This is a genomic window from Phormidesmis sp. 146-12 (assembly GCF_052939495.1).
The window spans coordinates 25,992-41,643 of record NZ_JBJPHS010000045.1; the positions used below are offsets into that span (position 1 = coordinate 25,992).

8 protein-coding genes are annotated in these 15,652 nt (G+C 50.3%); all 8 read left to right on the forward strand.

What is annotated here, in order from left to right; translation table 11 throughout:
- Positions 1 to 61 precede the first annotated feature (61 nt).
- Positions 62 to 1,156: a hypothetical protein gene (locus ACKFKF_RS18885; RefSeq protein WP_446869119.1), complete on the forward strand. Its 1,095-nt coding sequence runs from the start codon at positions 62 to 64 to the stop codon at positions 1,154 to 1,156.
- A 32-nt stretch (positions 1,157 to 1,188) separates the two neighbouring features.
- On the forward strand, positions 1,189 to 2,013 hold the full coding sequence (locus ACKFKF_RS18890) for a hypothetical protein (protein WP_446869120.1): 825 nt from the start codon (positions 1,189 to 1,191) through the stop codon (positions 2,011 to 2,013).
- Positions 2,013 to 3,626, forward strand: a complete 1,614-nt coding sequence (locus ACKFKF_RS18895) for a hypothetical protein (protein ID WP_446869122.1) — start codon at positions 2,013 to 2,015, stop codon at positions 3,624 to 3,626. Before ACKFKF_RS18890 ends, ACKFKF_RS18895 begins: the two co-directional genes overlap by 1 nt.
- Positions 3,627 to 3,711: 85 nt before the next feature.
- Entirely contained in the window at positions 3,712 to 4,443 is a 732-nt protein-coding gene (locus ACKFKF_RS18900; protein ID WP_446869123.1) for a hypothetical protein, read from the forward strand.
- A 179-nt stretch (positions 4,444 to 4,622) separates the two neighbouring features.
- Complete coding sequence (locus tag ACKFKF_RS18905) at positions 4,623 to 6,110, forward strand: hypothetical protein (protein ID WP_446869124.1); 1,488 nt, start codon at positions 4,623 to 4,625, stop codon at positions 6,108 to 6,110.
- Positions 6,111 to 6,221: 111 nt separating this feature from the next.
- A complete protein-coding gene (locus ACKFKF_RS18910; protein ID WP_446869125.1) occupies positions 6,222 to 8,135 on the forward strand; it encodes a type IV secretory system conjugative DNA transfer family protein in 1,914 nt (637 codons plus the stop codon).
- Between the two features lie 11 nt (positions 8,136 to 8,146).
- Entirely contained in the window at positions 8,147 to 9,523 is a 1,377-nt protein-coding gene (locus tag ACKFKF_RS18915; protein WP_446869126.1) for a hypothetical protein, read from the forward strand.
- A gap of 43 nt (positions 9,524 to 9,566) precedes the next feature.
- Positions 9,567 to 15,647: a strawberry notch C-terminal domain-containing protein gene (locus tag ACKFKF_RS18920; protein WP_446869127.1), complete on the forward strand. Its 6,081-nt coding sequence runs from the start codon at positions 9,567 to 9,569 to the stop codon at positions 15,645 to 15,647.
- Positions 15,648 to 15,652: the final 5 nt, after the last annotated feature.

Here is a 15,652-nt window from a genome sequence, read left to right on the forward strand (position 1 = left end):
ATTTCCTCTGGGATGAAGGCGTACCCCTTTGTCCCAGGATTTCTTCATTCAAACGACGGCTATGGTGATCCAATCAACCCCTCTACTCGCTCAAGCCTGTGCTGGACTCGGTTGTAATACCGTGAACAATGCAGCAACAATTTCGGACATGGTTTCGACTTCCCTTGATAATATTTGGGAGCAAGCCTTGACGGGTCCGCTCTACGGGATTATCAATAATGTCGGCGTATTGCTCGCGATCGCCTGTGTCGGTTTCTGGTGCTTTAAGTTTTATCGGGAGATGGAAGAAGGTGGCTTGCGACCTGCGGCGGTAGAGTTAGTTTTTCCAATCGTTGTGATCTTTCTGCTGTCAAACGGCGGTTCAAACCTGAGTAAGCTTACGATGGGAATGCGTTCCTATATCAACGCAACGAACCAGCAAATTATTCAAAGCGTTGGTGCAAACCTTGATTTTCAGAAATCACTGAGTAATTTAGCCAACTACTCGACGGCGCAAAGTCAAATCTCGCAGTTGCGATCGCGCTGCGATGGCATCACCAGTAATGAAAAGCTTCAGCAATGCTTGCAGGAGTCGAAAGCGCAGGCTGAACAGTACATCGAAACGTACAAAAACAATAGTCCTCCAAGTAGCTGGCTTCAAGATCTTCAGCAGCAGTTTCAGCAAGCCTTTTCTGATCCATTAACTGCTGCGTCAACGGTGGTGAGAACCGCGATGTCGCCGATCATGTTTGCGATCGAAGCCTTCATGGTGGCGCTGCAAGGAGCGTTTCAATATGCAATCGAGATTTCGATGCTGATTACAGGTCTATTTGGTCCTATCGCCGTTGGTCTTTCACTGCTGCCGTTTGGCGCAAAGCCAATCTACGCCTGGATGACTGGGTTTTGGTCGCTAGGATTGTGCAAAATGTCGCTCAATTTGGTGACAGGCTTAGTTGCGACGACGGCTCAGAATGCCGGGCCGACCGGAGATACGCTAGGACATTCCATCGCGATCGGCTTGCTGTCGCCAATCCTCGCGATTGGGCTTTCAACGGGCGGCGGCATTGCCATCTTCAACGGCATCTGTGCAGCTTCTTCGGCAGTCGTCTCAACGGGAATCAATGTCGGAACGAATATCTATGGACGCTCTGCACCACGATCGTCGCAATCTGAATAATTTTGTCAGTTCAAAGAACGGGTAGGAATCAAATGACAGTTGATACAAATGCAAAACCCAGCAAAATTGCTCGGCTGCGAACGGACAAATCAAATCGGGATTTCGCCGCGATGGTTGCACTGGGCGGACTGCTAGTAGGCGGCATCTCGCTGCTGTTTCAAGTTTTTATGTTCTTTGCCTACATTGGTCTAGCCCGCAAGCCTGCTCCATCGCTAGTTCAGATGACGGATGGGCAGGCAATGAAGGTTGGCGCGATGCCAACAACAGATCGAACCCCTGAAGTCGTCAGGCGGTTTGTGACAGACTCATTGATTCTATTGATGTCTTGGAGCAATACTCTACCGCCTCAAACCGATGTATCAGGCAATCCTAAACTGATGAGCGATCCAGGAGTCAAGGTCAGTTTTAAAGGAGGAGAAAAAAGAATCACAACCGCTGCGTTTCAAGCCAGCTTTACGTTTGCCGAGAACTTTCGCAGTGACTTGGTAAAGCTTGTTGCTGACATGACTCCAGATGACGTGTTCAACGGGCAAGTTCAGACCGCCTTGATCTTTCAAGCGGTGACGGTGCCTGAAAAGCTTGAGGACGGAAAATGGAAGGTCGCGGTCGTTGGAACCCTGGTGAAATCGAAGATTGGCACTGGAGACACGGATCGAGTGACTTTTAACAAAGAGGTGATTCTCCAAGCGGTTGACACCCCTTCCCTGCCTCAAGAGGGCAAATTCTCAAATCCTTTTGAAGTGGCTGTCTACTCCATTCGCCAAGCAGGATTAGAAATCGTCTCAATGAGAGATCTAGATGGCAGTGCAGCGCCTCAATCAACTATCCCAGACAATGCGAAGTCAGAGGAAAAATAATGACTCAAACAACCGATCCAGTTAAGCAGGAGCCATCACTCGATCAACTGGCAGAGACAGTGGGGTTATCCCTTGCAAAGCATGATCCTGCCTACATTGCTAGCAAGCCTGTTGCTTCAAAAGATGAAGAAGAAATTGAGGCTGAACGCGATGAGGACGATGACGACGACGATGAGGCTCTAGATCCTGAGCAGAACCGGGCAAAATCTGGCTTTCACAATAACGGTTTGGCGAAAGCTGCGGTTGTTGGCGGTGGAAGCTTGATGATTGTTTTGGGTGTGATGACCTTTTACAAGGGTGCGATACCACAGCAGAAAGCTGCAAAGCCAGTTGACCCAGATCAGACGCAACCGAAGAAAGATCCGGCTGCTGAGGAAATCGAGAAGGTCAGGCTATCTGAATCTCAAAGCAAAGCTGAATTGGCGCTTCAGAAGCAACGAGACGTATTTTCAAGTGTCGATAAGAAAAACGGTAAAACAACGCTCAATGAAAAGGATGTCAAGCCCAAAACTCAGCCTATAGCGCCCTCTGCACCTCGCTCTGAAGTCGCCACGCCAGTTTCTCAACCTGCACCGATCGCTTCAGCACCTGCCATGATTACCCCTCCTCTCTCTGCGCCTGTCGTGCGCCCAATTCTGACTCCAGCTAACGCGATCGCGTCTCAGCCAGATAGACCAGAGATTGACCCTAACCTTGAGTGGCAGCGGCTTTCAGTGTTGGGGCGGTTTGGTACGGTATCGCCTGGATTCGGAACTGCTGCGATCGCGGCGAACCTCAGCATCAATACTGCTAAATCGGGAGTCCCGCCTAACAGCAGTCTTACTGATCCCGGAAAGGCATCCGCCAGCAAGCCAGCAGTTGTCAGTACCCCCGTCAGTTCGGCTCCTCCACTCTCTCAATATTTCCGGGGCACAAATGTTCGATCGCTTTACAAGCAGGCTGGACTCAACACGCTGACAGCTCCCTCATCCCCCATTCGAGCTTTGCTGGTTGGAACCTCGGCAAAGGCAGCCACCCTTACGCCGATTCTGTGGGCACCGAATTCGTCTACGGCAGCGCGATTTTTGATCAAACTGGATGAGCCAATGCTGGACGGGAATAACTCGGTTGCATTTCCAATTGGTACACAGTTTATTGTCACCACTAACAAGACTGACCCCAACACTGGCATTGTGGATTTAGAAGTTATTTCTGTGATCATCAACGGGGCTGAGTTTAGTCCTCCGGCAGGCGCGATCGTCATTCGGGATGATAAGGGCGGCTTATTAGTGGGTGAGGATTACTACAAGCGTCAACGTCGTGTTGCTGGAAAAGACATGATGCTGATTTTCGCCAGTGCGCTAGGTAATATCGGCAGCATTCTGAATCGCTCTCAAAGCTCTTCGTCAACGTCGATTTCTACAGGTGGTGTAAGTTCTACAACTACAGCCAACACGAATCCTCCTCCTAACTATTTAGGGGCGGCGCTGGAAGGTGGATTTAGCAAACTATCTGAAGTTCTGAGCAGTCGCAACGAGAAAGCGATTCAAACCATCATGAGTGCTCCAAAAGTCTTCCAGATTCCGCAAGGACGATCGATGCAAGTATTTGTCAACCAATCTATTAGCTTTTAGGGGGCGTGCTGTGAAAACGTTGAACTGGTTTCTTGGTTGCCTTCTTGGAGGCACAATCCTGCTCAAGCTCGCCCCGGCTGACGCAATGGCATTTCGTCAAGTCTCTGCCAGTCAGAGTCAGGGCGCGGGCGCTGTCCCTACGCTAGACCTTTCTCCAACCTGGGGACTCACGGTGAGTTTTATCAAGACTGGCGAACTCGTCCAACAGGTTCGAGTCGGCGACCCATCGCGGGTTGTTGTGGATTTTGATTCACCGCTTTCTCCTGCTGGAATCAGCGGCGCTGCCAATTCAGGGACTCAAAGCAATGCCGCAACAGGCGCAACCGTTGTCTATTTGCGTCAGCTATCAACTCCCTTGAACTTGGATCTACGCCTTCCCAATGCCGCGAGGGACACTAGCCAGGTTCCGCTCACGATCATCACCCTCGATCACGCTCACACCCGTCGTCTTTATCAATTTCGTCTAATTGTAGGCAAGCAGACCGATTACAGTGCGGTTGAAGTTGTACCAGACACGATGATGCCCCAACCGAAATCGCTGGCTATCCGCAGTCAGCCCGGAGTGTCGCCCCTTCCTTCAGCAAAATCGTCTGGGCAACGGGTGAATCTAAATCCAGGTTCACCCGCAGGCAACATCAGTCAGCAATTTGAACAAGCGATCGCTCAAGCCCAAACGCAGCAGCTTGTCGTACCAGAAAGTCCGCTGGCTCAACGCCTCCAGCAAATGCTTGGTCTTTTGCGTCGCGGCGTATCTCTTGAAGCTGCTGCTCAACAGGCTGGAGTCCCAACTGAAGTGATCAGTCAGTTAATGCGTTAGTCTTCCTGTTTCTAAATCTGTCAACTTTTTTGCATTTAGCATTCCTAAATCTAATGGTCAGACCAAATTTTCAAAAACTGTTCAGGTATTTCTATGTTTTATCAGCAACGACTCTTCTTGTTTTATCTAACTTCGCATTTTCGCTGCTAGCAGGTGCGGAGATCGCTCCTTTCCCAGGGATGTCTGGGTCAGCGATCGAGGACTTAGGAAAAATCCCTCAGATTCCAATCAAGGATTTTCCGACCATCCCCTTTACGGTGGACTTGCAGCAACAGTTTGCGGCAGCGGGTGCGCCGCTACCCACTGACTTTAAGGTAGGTGATCAAATCAGCCCCGACGATTTGTTCAAGGTTGGCAATTTTGAAATGTTGGGCTTGCCAGATGCAAGTCTTCATCAGTTATCGACGCTTACTCAGGTTAATCTGTCTTCGCTTGGCGTAGAGAAGATGAGCGGCTTTTTCAGCAGTATTACGCCGGAGAACCTCCTCCAATCTGCTGGACTCAATGCCGGAGCGATGAAACTTTCGGAAGCGCCACTTCTTAAGGAGTTAGCCCTTCAAACTATTTTCGACAAGCTAAAACAAGGCAAGCTATCTGATTTAGCGGCGCTAGACAACCTGCTCGATCGCGATCGCGTCAGCGGGTCGCTGCAATCTATTGTCCAAGGCTTACTTAACGGCATTCTGAAAGGCGAAAACGGTGCTGCACCGGAGTTGAGCAGCATCTTTCAAGGCGGATTACCTAACTTAAGTACCTTGCCAGAGGGATTGAAATTACCCGATGCCTTGCCTCAAGAACTACCAGAATTAGGACAATTTTTTGGTGATCTCAAAGTTGAAGAAATCACCAAAGCGCTGCCAGATTTTGGTCAATCTGCGGTCAATGCAATCTCGCCAGAACGACTGTCTCAAATTAAGGTAGTGGAGTCAATTCCGGGGCTAGACCAGATTGAAATTGGGCAGATTCAGAACATTGAGAACTTATCCCTGAGCAGCTTTGGGGATTTGAAGGTGAGTCAGTTGTCCCTGGGTCAAATGCCTAAGCCTCTGTCGTTGCTTCCAGGGATTCAGACTGGAATCGCTGATATCTCTTTGGGAACGCCGAGTGCTGGCGATCGAGAACAAGAGCGTATTCGCATTGTAAGCGGCGGCATCACCAGCAAGGATATGGTTCAAAATGGCGCACGGTGCGAAGGAAATTCCTGCCCTCACTTTGAAATTGCAACTCCTGGCAATGCTGAATTTCATGGAGCCGCCTGGATGGATGCCAAAGGGCAGCGAGCGCCTGATGGGTTTGGCATCCTCTGTAAACCCTGGAGTTGCAAAGGACCTCCTGGAAACCATCCGTTTGGTTCAGCAGCGCGAGTTCTGCTCTCAAACATCAATCAAAGCACGGGCACGGCGGATGTCTCTTTGAGCTTCGCGTTCTGTAGGCGTATTCCCTTTGCAGGACGCTCCTGTACGCCGTGGGTTTTTCCAACTTCATCGGGCATCCCGATCGGTAAGGTTCATGAGAAATCTTTACTTCCCTTTGTACCACCTGGAAGGTATGTGACAGGGGAGGTGTCCGGTGGCTTTGTGCCGCCGCTAGAGGTGCTAGAACCCGCTGAAGCCCTACAACGCCCATCGCCGACGAAACCAGTTGTCGATGGATCAGTTTTTTACTAGCACTAGTTGCAGCATTTTGTCTTGCGGTTTATGCGCCCCATTTGGGCTATGCAAATCAAGTCCCGCAGGTATTCTTCCATTCACTGCAAAGTTTTCACAATTCATTCCTGTATGGCTAAGTTCGTTCACATACTCCTCAATATTGCCACGATCGCAGCTGCTCTCAGCATCGCTCATCTTGCCAGTGCCGCCACGCAGCAAGACTTGTTCCAGCTTCCTGATGTTCAAGTTCCTCCAGTGCTTGAGCCTTTTAAGAAAGAGCTTTGGAACCCTCAAGGCTTATTAATGTTAGTCGCAGGTGGAGGATCTGCCTGGTGGTTTACGAGAGAAGAAACTAACAAGAAAGGAAAGCTGGCTACGGCGCGATGGGCAGGTGCAACCGAGAAATCGGCAGCTCGTCGCGTTGCCGTTCAACAAATTAACGAGCGCAAGCGCAATGGTTTGACGACCTGGATTAGTAGCCCCAAGATTACACCGCTGACGAAACCGATCGAGAAGAAGGGCAAAGTCGTCAAACGCTTCAGCATAAAGCCTCAAACCGCCACGATTCTAATTCCTGACGGACAGAGGGGAACCGCCGTATGTGGTGCGCCTGGTTCGGGTAAAACTTACTCAGTGATTGACCCGATGATTCGATCGGTCGTGGATCAGGGCTTCCCCATCATCCTGTATGACTTCAAGTTTCCTGGCGGACAGGCAGAGACTCACGCTGCCTACGCCAAGAAAATGGGCTACGACGTGCGAATTTTTGCACCCGGATTTGAAGGAACTGAATCGTGTAACCTGCTCGATTTTTTGAAGAGTGCAGATGATGCTGAAACGGCTGGGCAGATTGCCAAGGTTTTAAACAAGAACTTCAGTTTGAGTGGCGGTAAGGGCGGAGACGATCCGTTCTTCCAAATGTCTGGCGATCAACTGATCAAGGCGGTGCTGCAACTTGCGAAGCTAACTCAACATGCAGACTTTCTGATGTGTCAAAAGATTTTGTCGCTTGACCCGTCAGAACTCATCGATCGCGTCAAAGCTGCCAATCTGAGTCCGTGGGTGCGCGTCAGTTGGGAGCAATTTATGAGTATGCGGCAATCGGAGAAAACATCTGCCAGCGTTGCAGCAACAGCTTCATTGATGTTCACCAACTTTGTTTCGCCAGACATTTTGCCTTGTCTATGCGGAGAATCGACGATTCCACTGGACTTAGAAGGCAAGCAAATGCTCATTTTTGGCATGGATCAAAACCGCCGGGACATCATTGGCCCGATTTTAGCAACGGTTCTACACATGATCGTGACTCGAAACGTCGCTAAACAGCGCATAGACCCATTGGCGGTTTTCCTAGATGAGCTGCCGACGATCGCGCTGCCGTCCCTCGTAAACTGGCTCAATGAAAGCCGCTCTGCTGGCTTCTGCGGTGTGTTGGGCTACCAGAATATGACTCAGCTAGAAAAGGCATACGGCAAAGAAGTATCGCGTGCGGTGCTTTCTGGCTGTAATACCAAATTTGTGTTTAACCCTGGTGAGTACGAATCGGCAGAATACTTCTCAAAGTACTTGGGGGACGAAGAAATCCACTTCAAACAGAAGAGCCGCTCATCGGGCAAAAGCGGCAACAGTCGCAGCATGTCTGACCAGGATCGCACGAAGAAAATCATTGCACCCGATGAGATTCTCAAACTGCCATCTGGAAGCTGCATTTTTATCAATCCTGCCTATGCCAACAAGCAAGAGTCTAATGTTCCGCTTCGCCTGCGAATTCGGATTATGAAGTCAGAGCTTCAGAAGGAAGAAGTTGGGAAAGTAGGCTTCGCCAAATTGATCAAGAGATTGAAGAAACAAACCAAGAAACGAGGTGTAACGGTGGACGATATTCGGGTGCGAGAACAAGAATTGAGCCGTGTCATTCCTCCACTTCCCAAGGAAGGAGAGCAAAAAAATAACAACGCTAAACCTGTTGCAACAACGCTGGCAGAGCTGATGAAAAATGCAGCCGAAGAGTTTGATGCAGTCGATGAGTTTGAAACGGTATAGGAGTCGTTCCTGTGAGTGATTTATTTGTCAACGGTGGCGAAGCGAGTAGCGCACAAAGTAGCGCGGTATCTCTGCAAACGTCAACACTAGAATTGCTGGGTTATCTGATCGCAGAACTACAGCGTCGAGAGATGGAATCTCGACTCAAAAAACAGGAGGAAGAACAGCAACAAGAGGAATCATCGCAAGCAGAAGAGACTGACCAGTCTGAGCAGGATTTAGAATTTTCTGCGGATGGTTTTCTAGATGGGTTAGAGCAGAAAACGATGGCAGTGACAGCACTTGCCGTCCTGGAGGAATTTGGGCAGAGCGATCGCTATCAGGCTGAGAGCTACACAATCAAGATTAGGCAAGACGAGGCGCAGCCCGTTTACTCGGTTTTAGACCAAGATTTTAATGAGGTTCTACGCTTTGAGAAACTGGGCGAAGAAATTCTGATTGTTGAAGACGGCACTACAACGGCGCAAAGAGCCGAGTTCGTGAAAGCGGGAGAAAATCTCGCGGAGAAAGGCGCGGAGGCAATCAATCGTGACCCAACTTCTAAGACACAGCTAGAAAAGCTTGGCGATCTTGCTCCTGCTGGCTCCAAAGCGGTTTTTGTTGCTCACTATGTTTTAGAGCAAACCGGACAGAACACCTACCGTAGCCAAAACAGCGAGGGACAGGCAGATCGCTACACCTTCAGCCGTGATGACCTAGGCGCAATTACCATTCATGACAACCACGAAGGATATGACATTTTGCAAGTGCGCGATGGTAAAATTCTTCAAGCCCTGTCTCAGGAAAACGCCCAGCACTTTCAGGCGCTTTACGAGAAGGTCAAGGATGCTGATATCTCCCAGTCGCGTCAACCAGAGTTAGCCGTTCCGAGTCAGGATTCTCCCACTCAGCCTGAAGTTTCGCCAACTTCGCCGCGTCAGAAAACTCGCGATCGTACAGTCGAAGAACGGACTCAAACCCTCGATCGTGAACTTGAAATCGAAGCTCCATCAAAGCCACCTGCTCCAACACCAGCAGAACTCAGTGAATGGCTGCTGGCATCTAAGGTTCTGGGTCGAGGAGATGCTCAGGTAAAACACGTCAAAAAATTGGGGCGTGAAGGGGCAGAAGGTACAGGCAAAGACTTTAAGGAACTGTACCGCGAGGGGCTGACTGACCCCTTACCGATGGAGCTTTCGTCTACTGACTACGAGCAAATGCAAAAGGATCTTCGTCAATTTCGTGACCTTTTGAAAGAGCGAGGATCAACAGGGGTTGCCCAAATCTATCAGGCGCAAACTACCTCAGAAAGCCCAGTCAACATCACGGACAACAGCCAGATTAAATTCAAATCTGAAGCTGTCAGCGACGTGAAATCAACGGTCAAAAAAACCGACCTAGAACGTTAGGTCAGTAGCTATAACCCCCAATTTAGAGGCGATGCATTTATCAATGGATGAACAGCTCCAGCAACTAACCGATGCCTTTGCTGCTACCTTCGCTCAGGGGGGCAGATTTACGTCGATCGTGGACGCTCGTAAGTACGCTTCGGAGGTTCTAAAACTTCCCGTTCGCTCAGGCTCTCTAGAAGCGAAGCTGGTTGAAGAATCGATCGAGTCTGGGCTGGTCAGAGCCGCGCAGGTTATTCTGGCAGAGGCAGACACAGCGCTAGACGGATTTGATCAATTAGTTAACCTGTACCAACGCCAGCCAAATTTGGCAACGCGATCGTCTACCAGCATTCGTCAGCAGGCTTATAGCACTCCAATCCCGATCGCTTATCTTGCCGGGACGTTAGCTGGACTGACTCCTGACAAAACGGTGTATGAGCCATCGGCGGGGCATGGGGCACTGATTCTAGATGCCAATCCCGCCCATGCGATCGTCAACGAACTCAACTCAGACCGGGCTGCTGATCTCAAACGCCAGGGCTACACGGTGACTCAGCATGACGCGACTGAGTATCTACCCCAACAGCCTGTGGATGTCGTCATCATGAATCCGCCGTTCGGCGTGGTAAAAGACCCACAAACCGGACGAAACGAGGAATGGCGAGTTCGAGGTGGTTCTGCTACCCAGCCGTATCGCACTACCCAGATTGACCACGCGATCGCGCTTCATGCCCTGCAAGCGATGAAAGAGGATGGTCAAGCTGTGCTGATTCTGGGTGCGCCCATGTCAAACAAGGTGGGTAATGACCAGAAGGCTTCTGGCACCTATAACAATGCTCAGAACAGAGCGTTTTATAAAAGTCTCTACGATAACTACAACGTTACTCAGCACTTTTGCATTGCTGGCAATTTGTATGCAAGGCAAGGCACCAGTTTCCCCGTTGACGTGATTGTGATCGAAGGACGCGGTAAATCTCAGCGCCGCTTGCCTGCGGCTGATTTGCCAAAAACCTACACCACTTTTAGTGACCTTAAGGAGTTGATTCCTGATGTACCTCGAAGCCGAATACGCATGGCTACCCCTGACCCAAGATTCGACCGTTCGCCAGCTAACCGCAGTTTTGAGCCGCAGCGAGAAACCGCTTCAGCGAATGGACGATTACGTGAACCAGTTGATGCAGCGGTTGGAGTGGATGATGCAGGACGATTCTCAGACAGCCCAGACTCAGATGCGTCAAGCCGTAGTGCAGGCGCAGCTTTATCAGATCGAATTGCCGCCGATGGACGCACCGAACCTGGAATGGGCACAGGCGCTGACGATTCACAATTTCGAGCTTCAGGAACGTCTGGTATTCCTGCACCCGAACGATTTGACCGAGGAACAGAACCTTCTGGAGTTCCCGCTGGAGACCATCTCAGCAACTCCGAAGATCAAAAAATTAATCCGAGAGACAACGCTGGACGAGTGGCTAGAGCGAATGGTAGCAGTATGCAGCTAGGAGAGCAGGACATGACACAACAGCAGTTGGATGTTCAAGAGCAAGAGATCAAGCAGGTTCCCTACACGCCTCGTAGTCAGGGAAACTCTGTTGAGACGCTAGTTCCGGTCAATATGCAAACCGCCGTCTCCAACGCCCTAAAGCGCCTTGAAGGTCGAGTGGGTCAGATTGATGATTACGTGACCGGAAAGCTTGGTATTGAAGATACCGAGACGCTGCACAATCGCTTTAGCGCAGAGCAGGTCGATGCTTTAGGACTTGCGATCGCGAACTTAGAAAAGAATGAGTCTTTCATCATTGGCGATCAGACCGGAATCGGCAAAGGGCGGTTTGTAGCAGGCGTGATTGAGTATGCCCGACAGCAAGGACTCACGCCGATTTTCGTGACGCAAGACCCCAAACTCTATGGGGATATCATGCGGGACTTGAGCGATATTGGCATCACCGATGTTAAGCCTCTGCCCACGAACAACGGACTCAACATTCCCCTACCTGACGGAACCAAGCTCAAAACAGCGGCGGCTGATAGTCACGCAAAGCTGATCAAAAAGCTGACTGTAGCGGGTGATTTGAGTGAGTACGATGCCGTCTTCACCACATACTCTCAGATGCAGACGGTTAAGGGCAAAGATACTGACCGTCGTGATTTTCTACGCACCTTTGCATCTCGTTCAATTCTAATCTTGGACGAAAGCCACAACGCCGGGGGAACTGCAAAGCAGTGGAAAGGAAATTTTGAGGCACTCGATCGCGCTGACTTTGTACGGGAACTGGTGAACCGCTCCGCAGGTGTGGTGTATTCCTCTGCTACCTACGCCAAAAACCCTTATGTCATGACGCTGTATTCAACCAAAACCGGAATGCGTCATGCGGTTGAGAATGAAGAGAACTTGGTGCCGATGATTCAGTCAGGAGGCATCCCGCTTCAGCAAATGTTAGCCGCCAAGCTCAGTGAAGCAGGGCAATACATTCGCCGGGAACGCTCGTACGAGGGGATCGAGTTTTCTGCCAAAGTCGCTGCGGTCGATACCGAAATGGCAGAAAACCTGGCAGGCGTGATGAGCCGCATCATGGAATTTGACCTCGCGAAAAAGCAGTCCGTCAAGGGATTGGACGATGCTCTTAAAGCCGATGCCAAACGACAGCTAAGAGATAACACGACGGGTGGAGCAGGAGCGACGAGTACCAACTTCACGGCGATCATGCACAACGTCATCAGTCAAACGTTACTGGCGATGAAGGCAGAGGCAACCGTTCAGGAAACGCTCGACTCGCTGCAACGCGGTGAAAAACCTGTGATCACCGTGGCAAACACGATGGGGTCAATTATTGGGCGGACGGCAGATGAGCAGGGATTGCGCCCTGGCGATCCCATCCGGCTGGATGTGGGAGATTTGCTGCGTCGATATTTGGAGCGATCGCGAGAAGTTACGCTACAAGACTATGCAGGCAACAGCACGCGACACCGCCTCAGCGATGAGGCACTTGAAGACGAAGCCCTTGATTTGTATGAGGAATGCTCTGAGCTAATTGATCAAACTAACTGGAGTAGTGTTCCAGTTTCCCCGATCGACTATGTTCGGCATCGCCTTACGCAAGAGGGGTATCGCACCAATGAAGTGACCGGGCGAGAAGATCGACTAGAGTATGCTCCAAACGGAGAGCAATTTTACCAGGTTCGCACCAGTGGCGAGAAGGGCACGGCTGCCGCGATTAGAAACGTCAATTCCTTTAACGCTGGCGATCTGGATGTCCTGATCCTGAATCGCTCTGGCTCGACAGGGATTAGCCTTCATGCTTCAGAAAAGTTTGTAGATCAGCGTCCTCGGCGCATGATTATTGCTCAACCTGAACTCAACATCGACCAGTTCATGCAAATGCTAGGGCGAATTCACCGCATTGGGCAGGTTGAAAATCCGAGTTTTACGATTTTGATGGGTGATATCCCGGCTGAGAAACGTCCGGCGGCGGTGCTGTTGAAAAAAATGGCGAGTCTCAATGCCAATACAACGGCTGCCAGGGAAAGTGGCTTTAGTCTGGGGAATGTGACTGACTTCATGAACGAGTACGGCGATCAGGTTGTGCTGGAACTGATGGCAAATCGCCCTGACCTTCATGCCAAGTTGGGCTATCCGATTCACGGGCTGGGTGAGGAATCAGAAACCGACAGCTTCGAGACTGATGGATTGGTCAACAAAGTGACAGGGCGAATTCCCCTTCTGCCCGTCGCTCAACAGGAGGCAGTTTATAACCTGATCGAGCAGGAGTATCGCGAACTGGTTGAGCGTGAGAAAGCGATGGGTCAGAGCATCTTAGAGGCGGAAACGCTTGATTTTGATGCTAAAACGCTGGCGCGGATGGAGCTTTCTCCGGCTAAAGCAGCCATTGATAGTCCGTTCACGGCTGCGGTGTATCTAGAGGTGATGGATGCCAAGGCTCAACGCAAGCCGATGACTACGCTGGAGGTGATCAATGCCGTGCGTTCTGAACTAGAGTTGAGTCCGATCGAGCAACTCGATCAACATGATCAAATGGAGTTTGAGGGATTCGCTAGAACAAAAACAACGGAAACGATTCGTGCATTGCAGTCTCAAACGCTGGAGTATCGCACTCAGCATCAAGCTAGGCTCAATAAGCAATACGCCGCACTGGATGCCGAAGAACAAGTTAATAAGTTATCTGGGGCAATGCAGAAATTAGATGAAAAGCTGAATGCCCAATTCGCCCAGGTTTCCCGATCGATGCGGGATCTGCCAATTGGCAAGCCTGTGCTGATTTCTAGTGAAAAAGACGGTGTTTTCTACGGTGTGGTTGAGAAGTACATGGATCGCTCCGGCGCAGGTGCTAATCCCACCTTGCCCTCAAACTGGAAAATGCAAATTCAGGTTGCAGACTCGACTCGTCAGATTGTTGTCCCTTTATCGAGAATCAATACAGATCGTGCCAACGGCATTTTGGTGGAAGGACGAGCGCAAACGATGTCAGGCACTCAGGTCTACGACGTATTTGATCAGCGGCAGACTCTGGGACGAGAAAAACGCCAGATTTTCACAGGGAACGTGATTCGAGCTTTTGAGCAGTTTCCTAACGGTAAGCTGGTTAACTTCACCGATGCTAAGGGGAGCGTCCGCCAAGGCTTACTGATGAAGCAGGGCTTTGATATCGATAAAGCTTTGGATGAGCGCCCAGTGAAAATGCCCGCGATCGCAAACTGTCAGGAGTTCTTTGACACTACCCAGGCAAAATTGAAGACACAGGATGAGGTGCTTCAGGTTTGGAAAACTAGCAACGATAGCTTAGTTCTGGTCACGCCCAAGATAAAAGCGACAGGTGGGCGGTACTACCTGGATGAAGAATTGCTCGAAGCCGCGCAGACCGAATTCGTTTCGATTGGCGATCGCATGGAGATGCGCGTGGATTCAGAGCAAGCAATGCAAGTTCTTCAATGCCTCTACGACAATAACAAACCCTTATTTGCCTTTGAGAAGCGTGAAAGGGCGCGGGAAATGCTGGGAATTGAGTTGCCCAATCTAGAAACGATCGAGGGGGCAACTGAGGCGCTATTAGAGGAGCTACCCCCGTATGTCGAAGAGCTTGAACTAGCGGATCAGGTTGCTGTCGTAGCTCAACTAGAATCTTTACTTCAGAGGAGTGATGCACCAATTCAAAGCGGCGTAACCCCTGCTTCGGAATTTGATGATGTGGCGGCTTTGCCGATTGACACTGAACTGGCAATTCGTAATCTTGAAGCAGACTACTCAACGCTCGAATTTGCGGGTGTTGCGGAAGAAATGTTCGCAATTATGGAGGAGGAAGGCGTTGGCTGGCAAGAAGCGGTCGCACAAATCCGCCAAGAACTTGAAACCAATGAGGAAGTGCAAACGCAACTTCATGCAGAGTCTCAAGAGCAACGGGAACAACTACACCAGGAGAACCTAGAAGAAGTAAGTGAAGCCACTCAAAGTGTGGTCGAGGAGATTGTTGAGCTAGAAGCTCAGTCGCAGTCTGCGGAAGTTGAAAAACCATCAGATTATGAAACGGTAAGATCTTCGGTTCAAAAGCCTGAGCCTGTTCCTGAATTGTCTACGTCGAATGTGGTTCCGATCGCTCAATCGGAGACGAACGAGCACAGCCCAACGTTACAGGAGATGCGAAATTGGTCGTTAGATGCTCGAATTCTAGATCGCCAAACAAGGTATGCAGAGCGCATCAAGGAGTTGTCTCAAGACATGCTGGACGGCACTCCACAAGCCAAATTATCTGTCAAGGAACGCGACCCCAGCTATAGCAATCCTGAATTTCAGTTGTCAGAAGCTGCTCATCAAGCGATGACTCGCGATGCCTCAGCGTCAGAAGGAGTTCGCACTCCAACGCGATCGCAGTTAATCACCTGGTTTCAAGCGGCACGGGAAATGGGGCGAGAGGATCAACTGAATCACATCAAGCAACTGGGGCAGTCACAGCTAAAAGGAACGGATCAGGAAGCTAAACCCACCAGTGAGCGAGATCCCAATTTTTCTAACCCAAGCTTCCAGTTAAGTCGAAAAGATTTTATCGCCATGCAAAACGCGATCAATGAGTACCAGAAGCAAGCAAATCGCCCTCAACAGCCGTCTCGTTCTGAAATCGCGCAGGGACGATAATTCCT

Coding starts and splice junctions, on each gene's coding strand:
- ACKFKF_RS18885 (WP_446869119.1), top strand. CDS start 62: ATGGTGATCCAATCAACCCCTCTACTCGCTCAAGCCTGTGCTGGACTC.
- ACKFKF_RS18890 (WP_446869120.1), top strand. CDS start 1,189: ATGACAGTTGATACAAATGCAAAACCCAGCAAAATTGCTCGGCTGCGA.
- ACKFKF_RS18895 (WP_446869122.1), top strand. CDS start 2,013: ATGACTCAAACAACCGATCCAGTTAAGCAGGAGCCATCACTCGATCAA.
- ACKFKF_RS18900 (WP_446869123.1), top strand. CDS start 3,712: ATGGCATTTCGTCAAGTCTCTGCCAGTCAGAGTCAGGGCGCGGGCGCT.
- ACKFKF_RS18905 (WP_446869124.1), top strand. CDS start 4,623: ATGTCTGGGTCAGCGATCGAGGACTTAGGAAAAATCCCTCAGATTCCA.
- ACKFKF_RS18910 (WP_446869125.1), top strand. CDS start 6,222: ATGGCTAAGTTCGTTCACATACTCCTCAATATTGCCACGATCGCAGCT.
- ACKFKF_RS18920 (WP_446869127.1), top strand. CDS start 9,567: ATGGATGAACAGCTCCAGCAACTAACCGATGCCTTTGCTGCTACCTTC.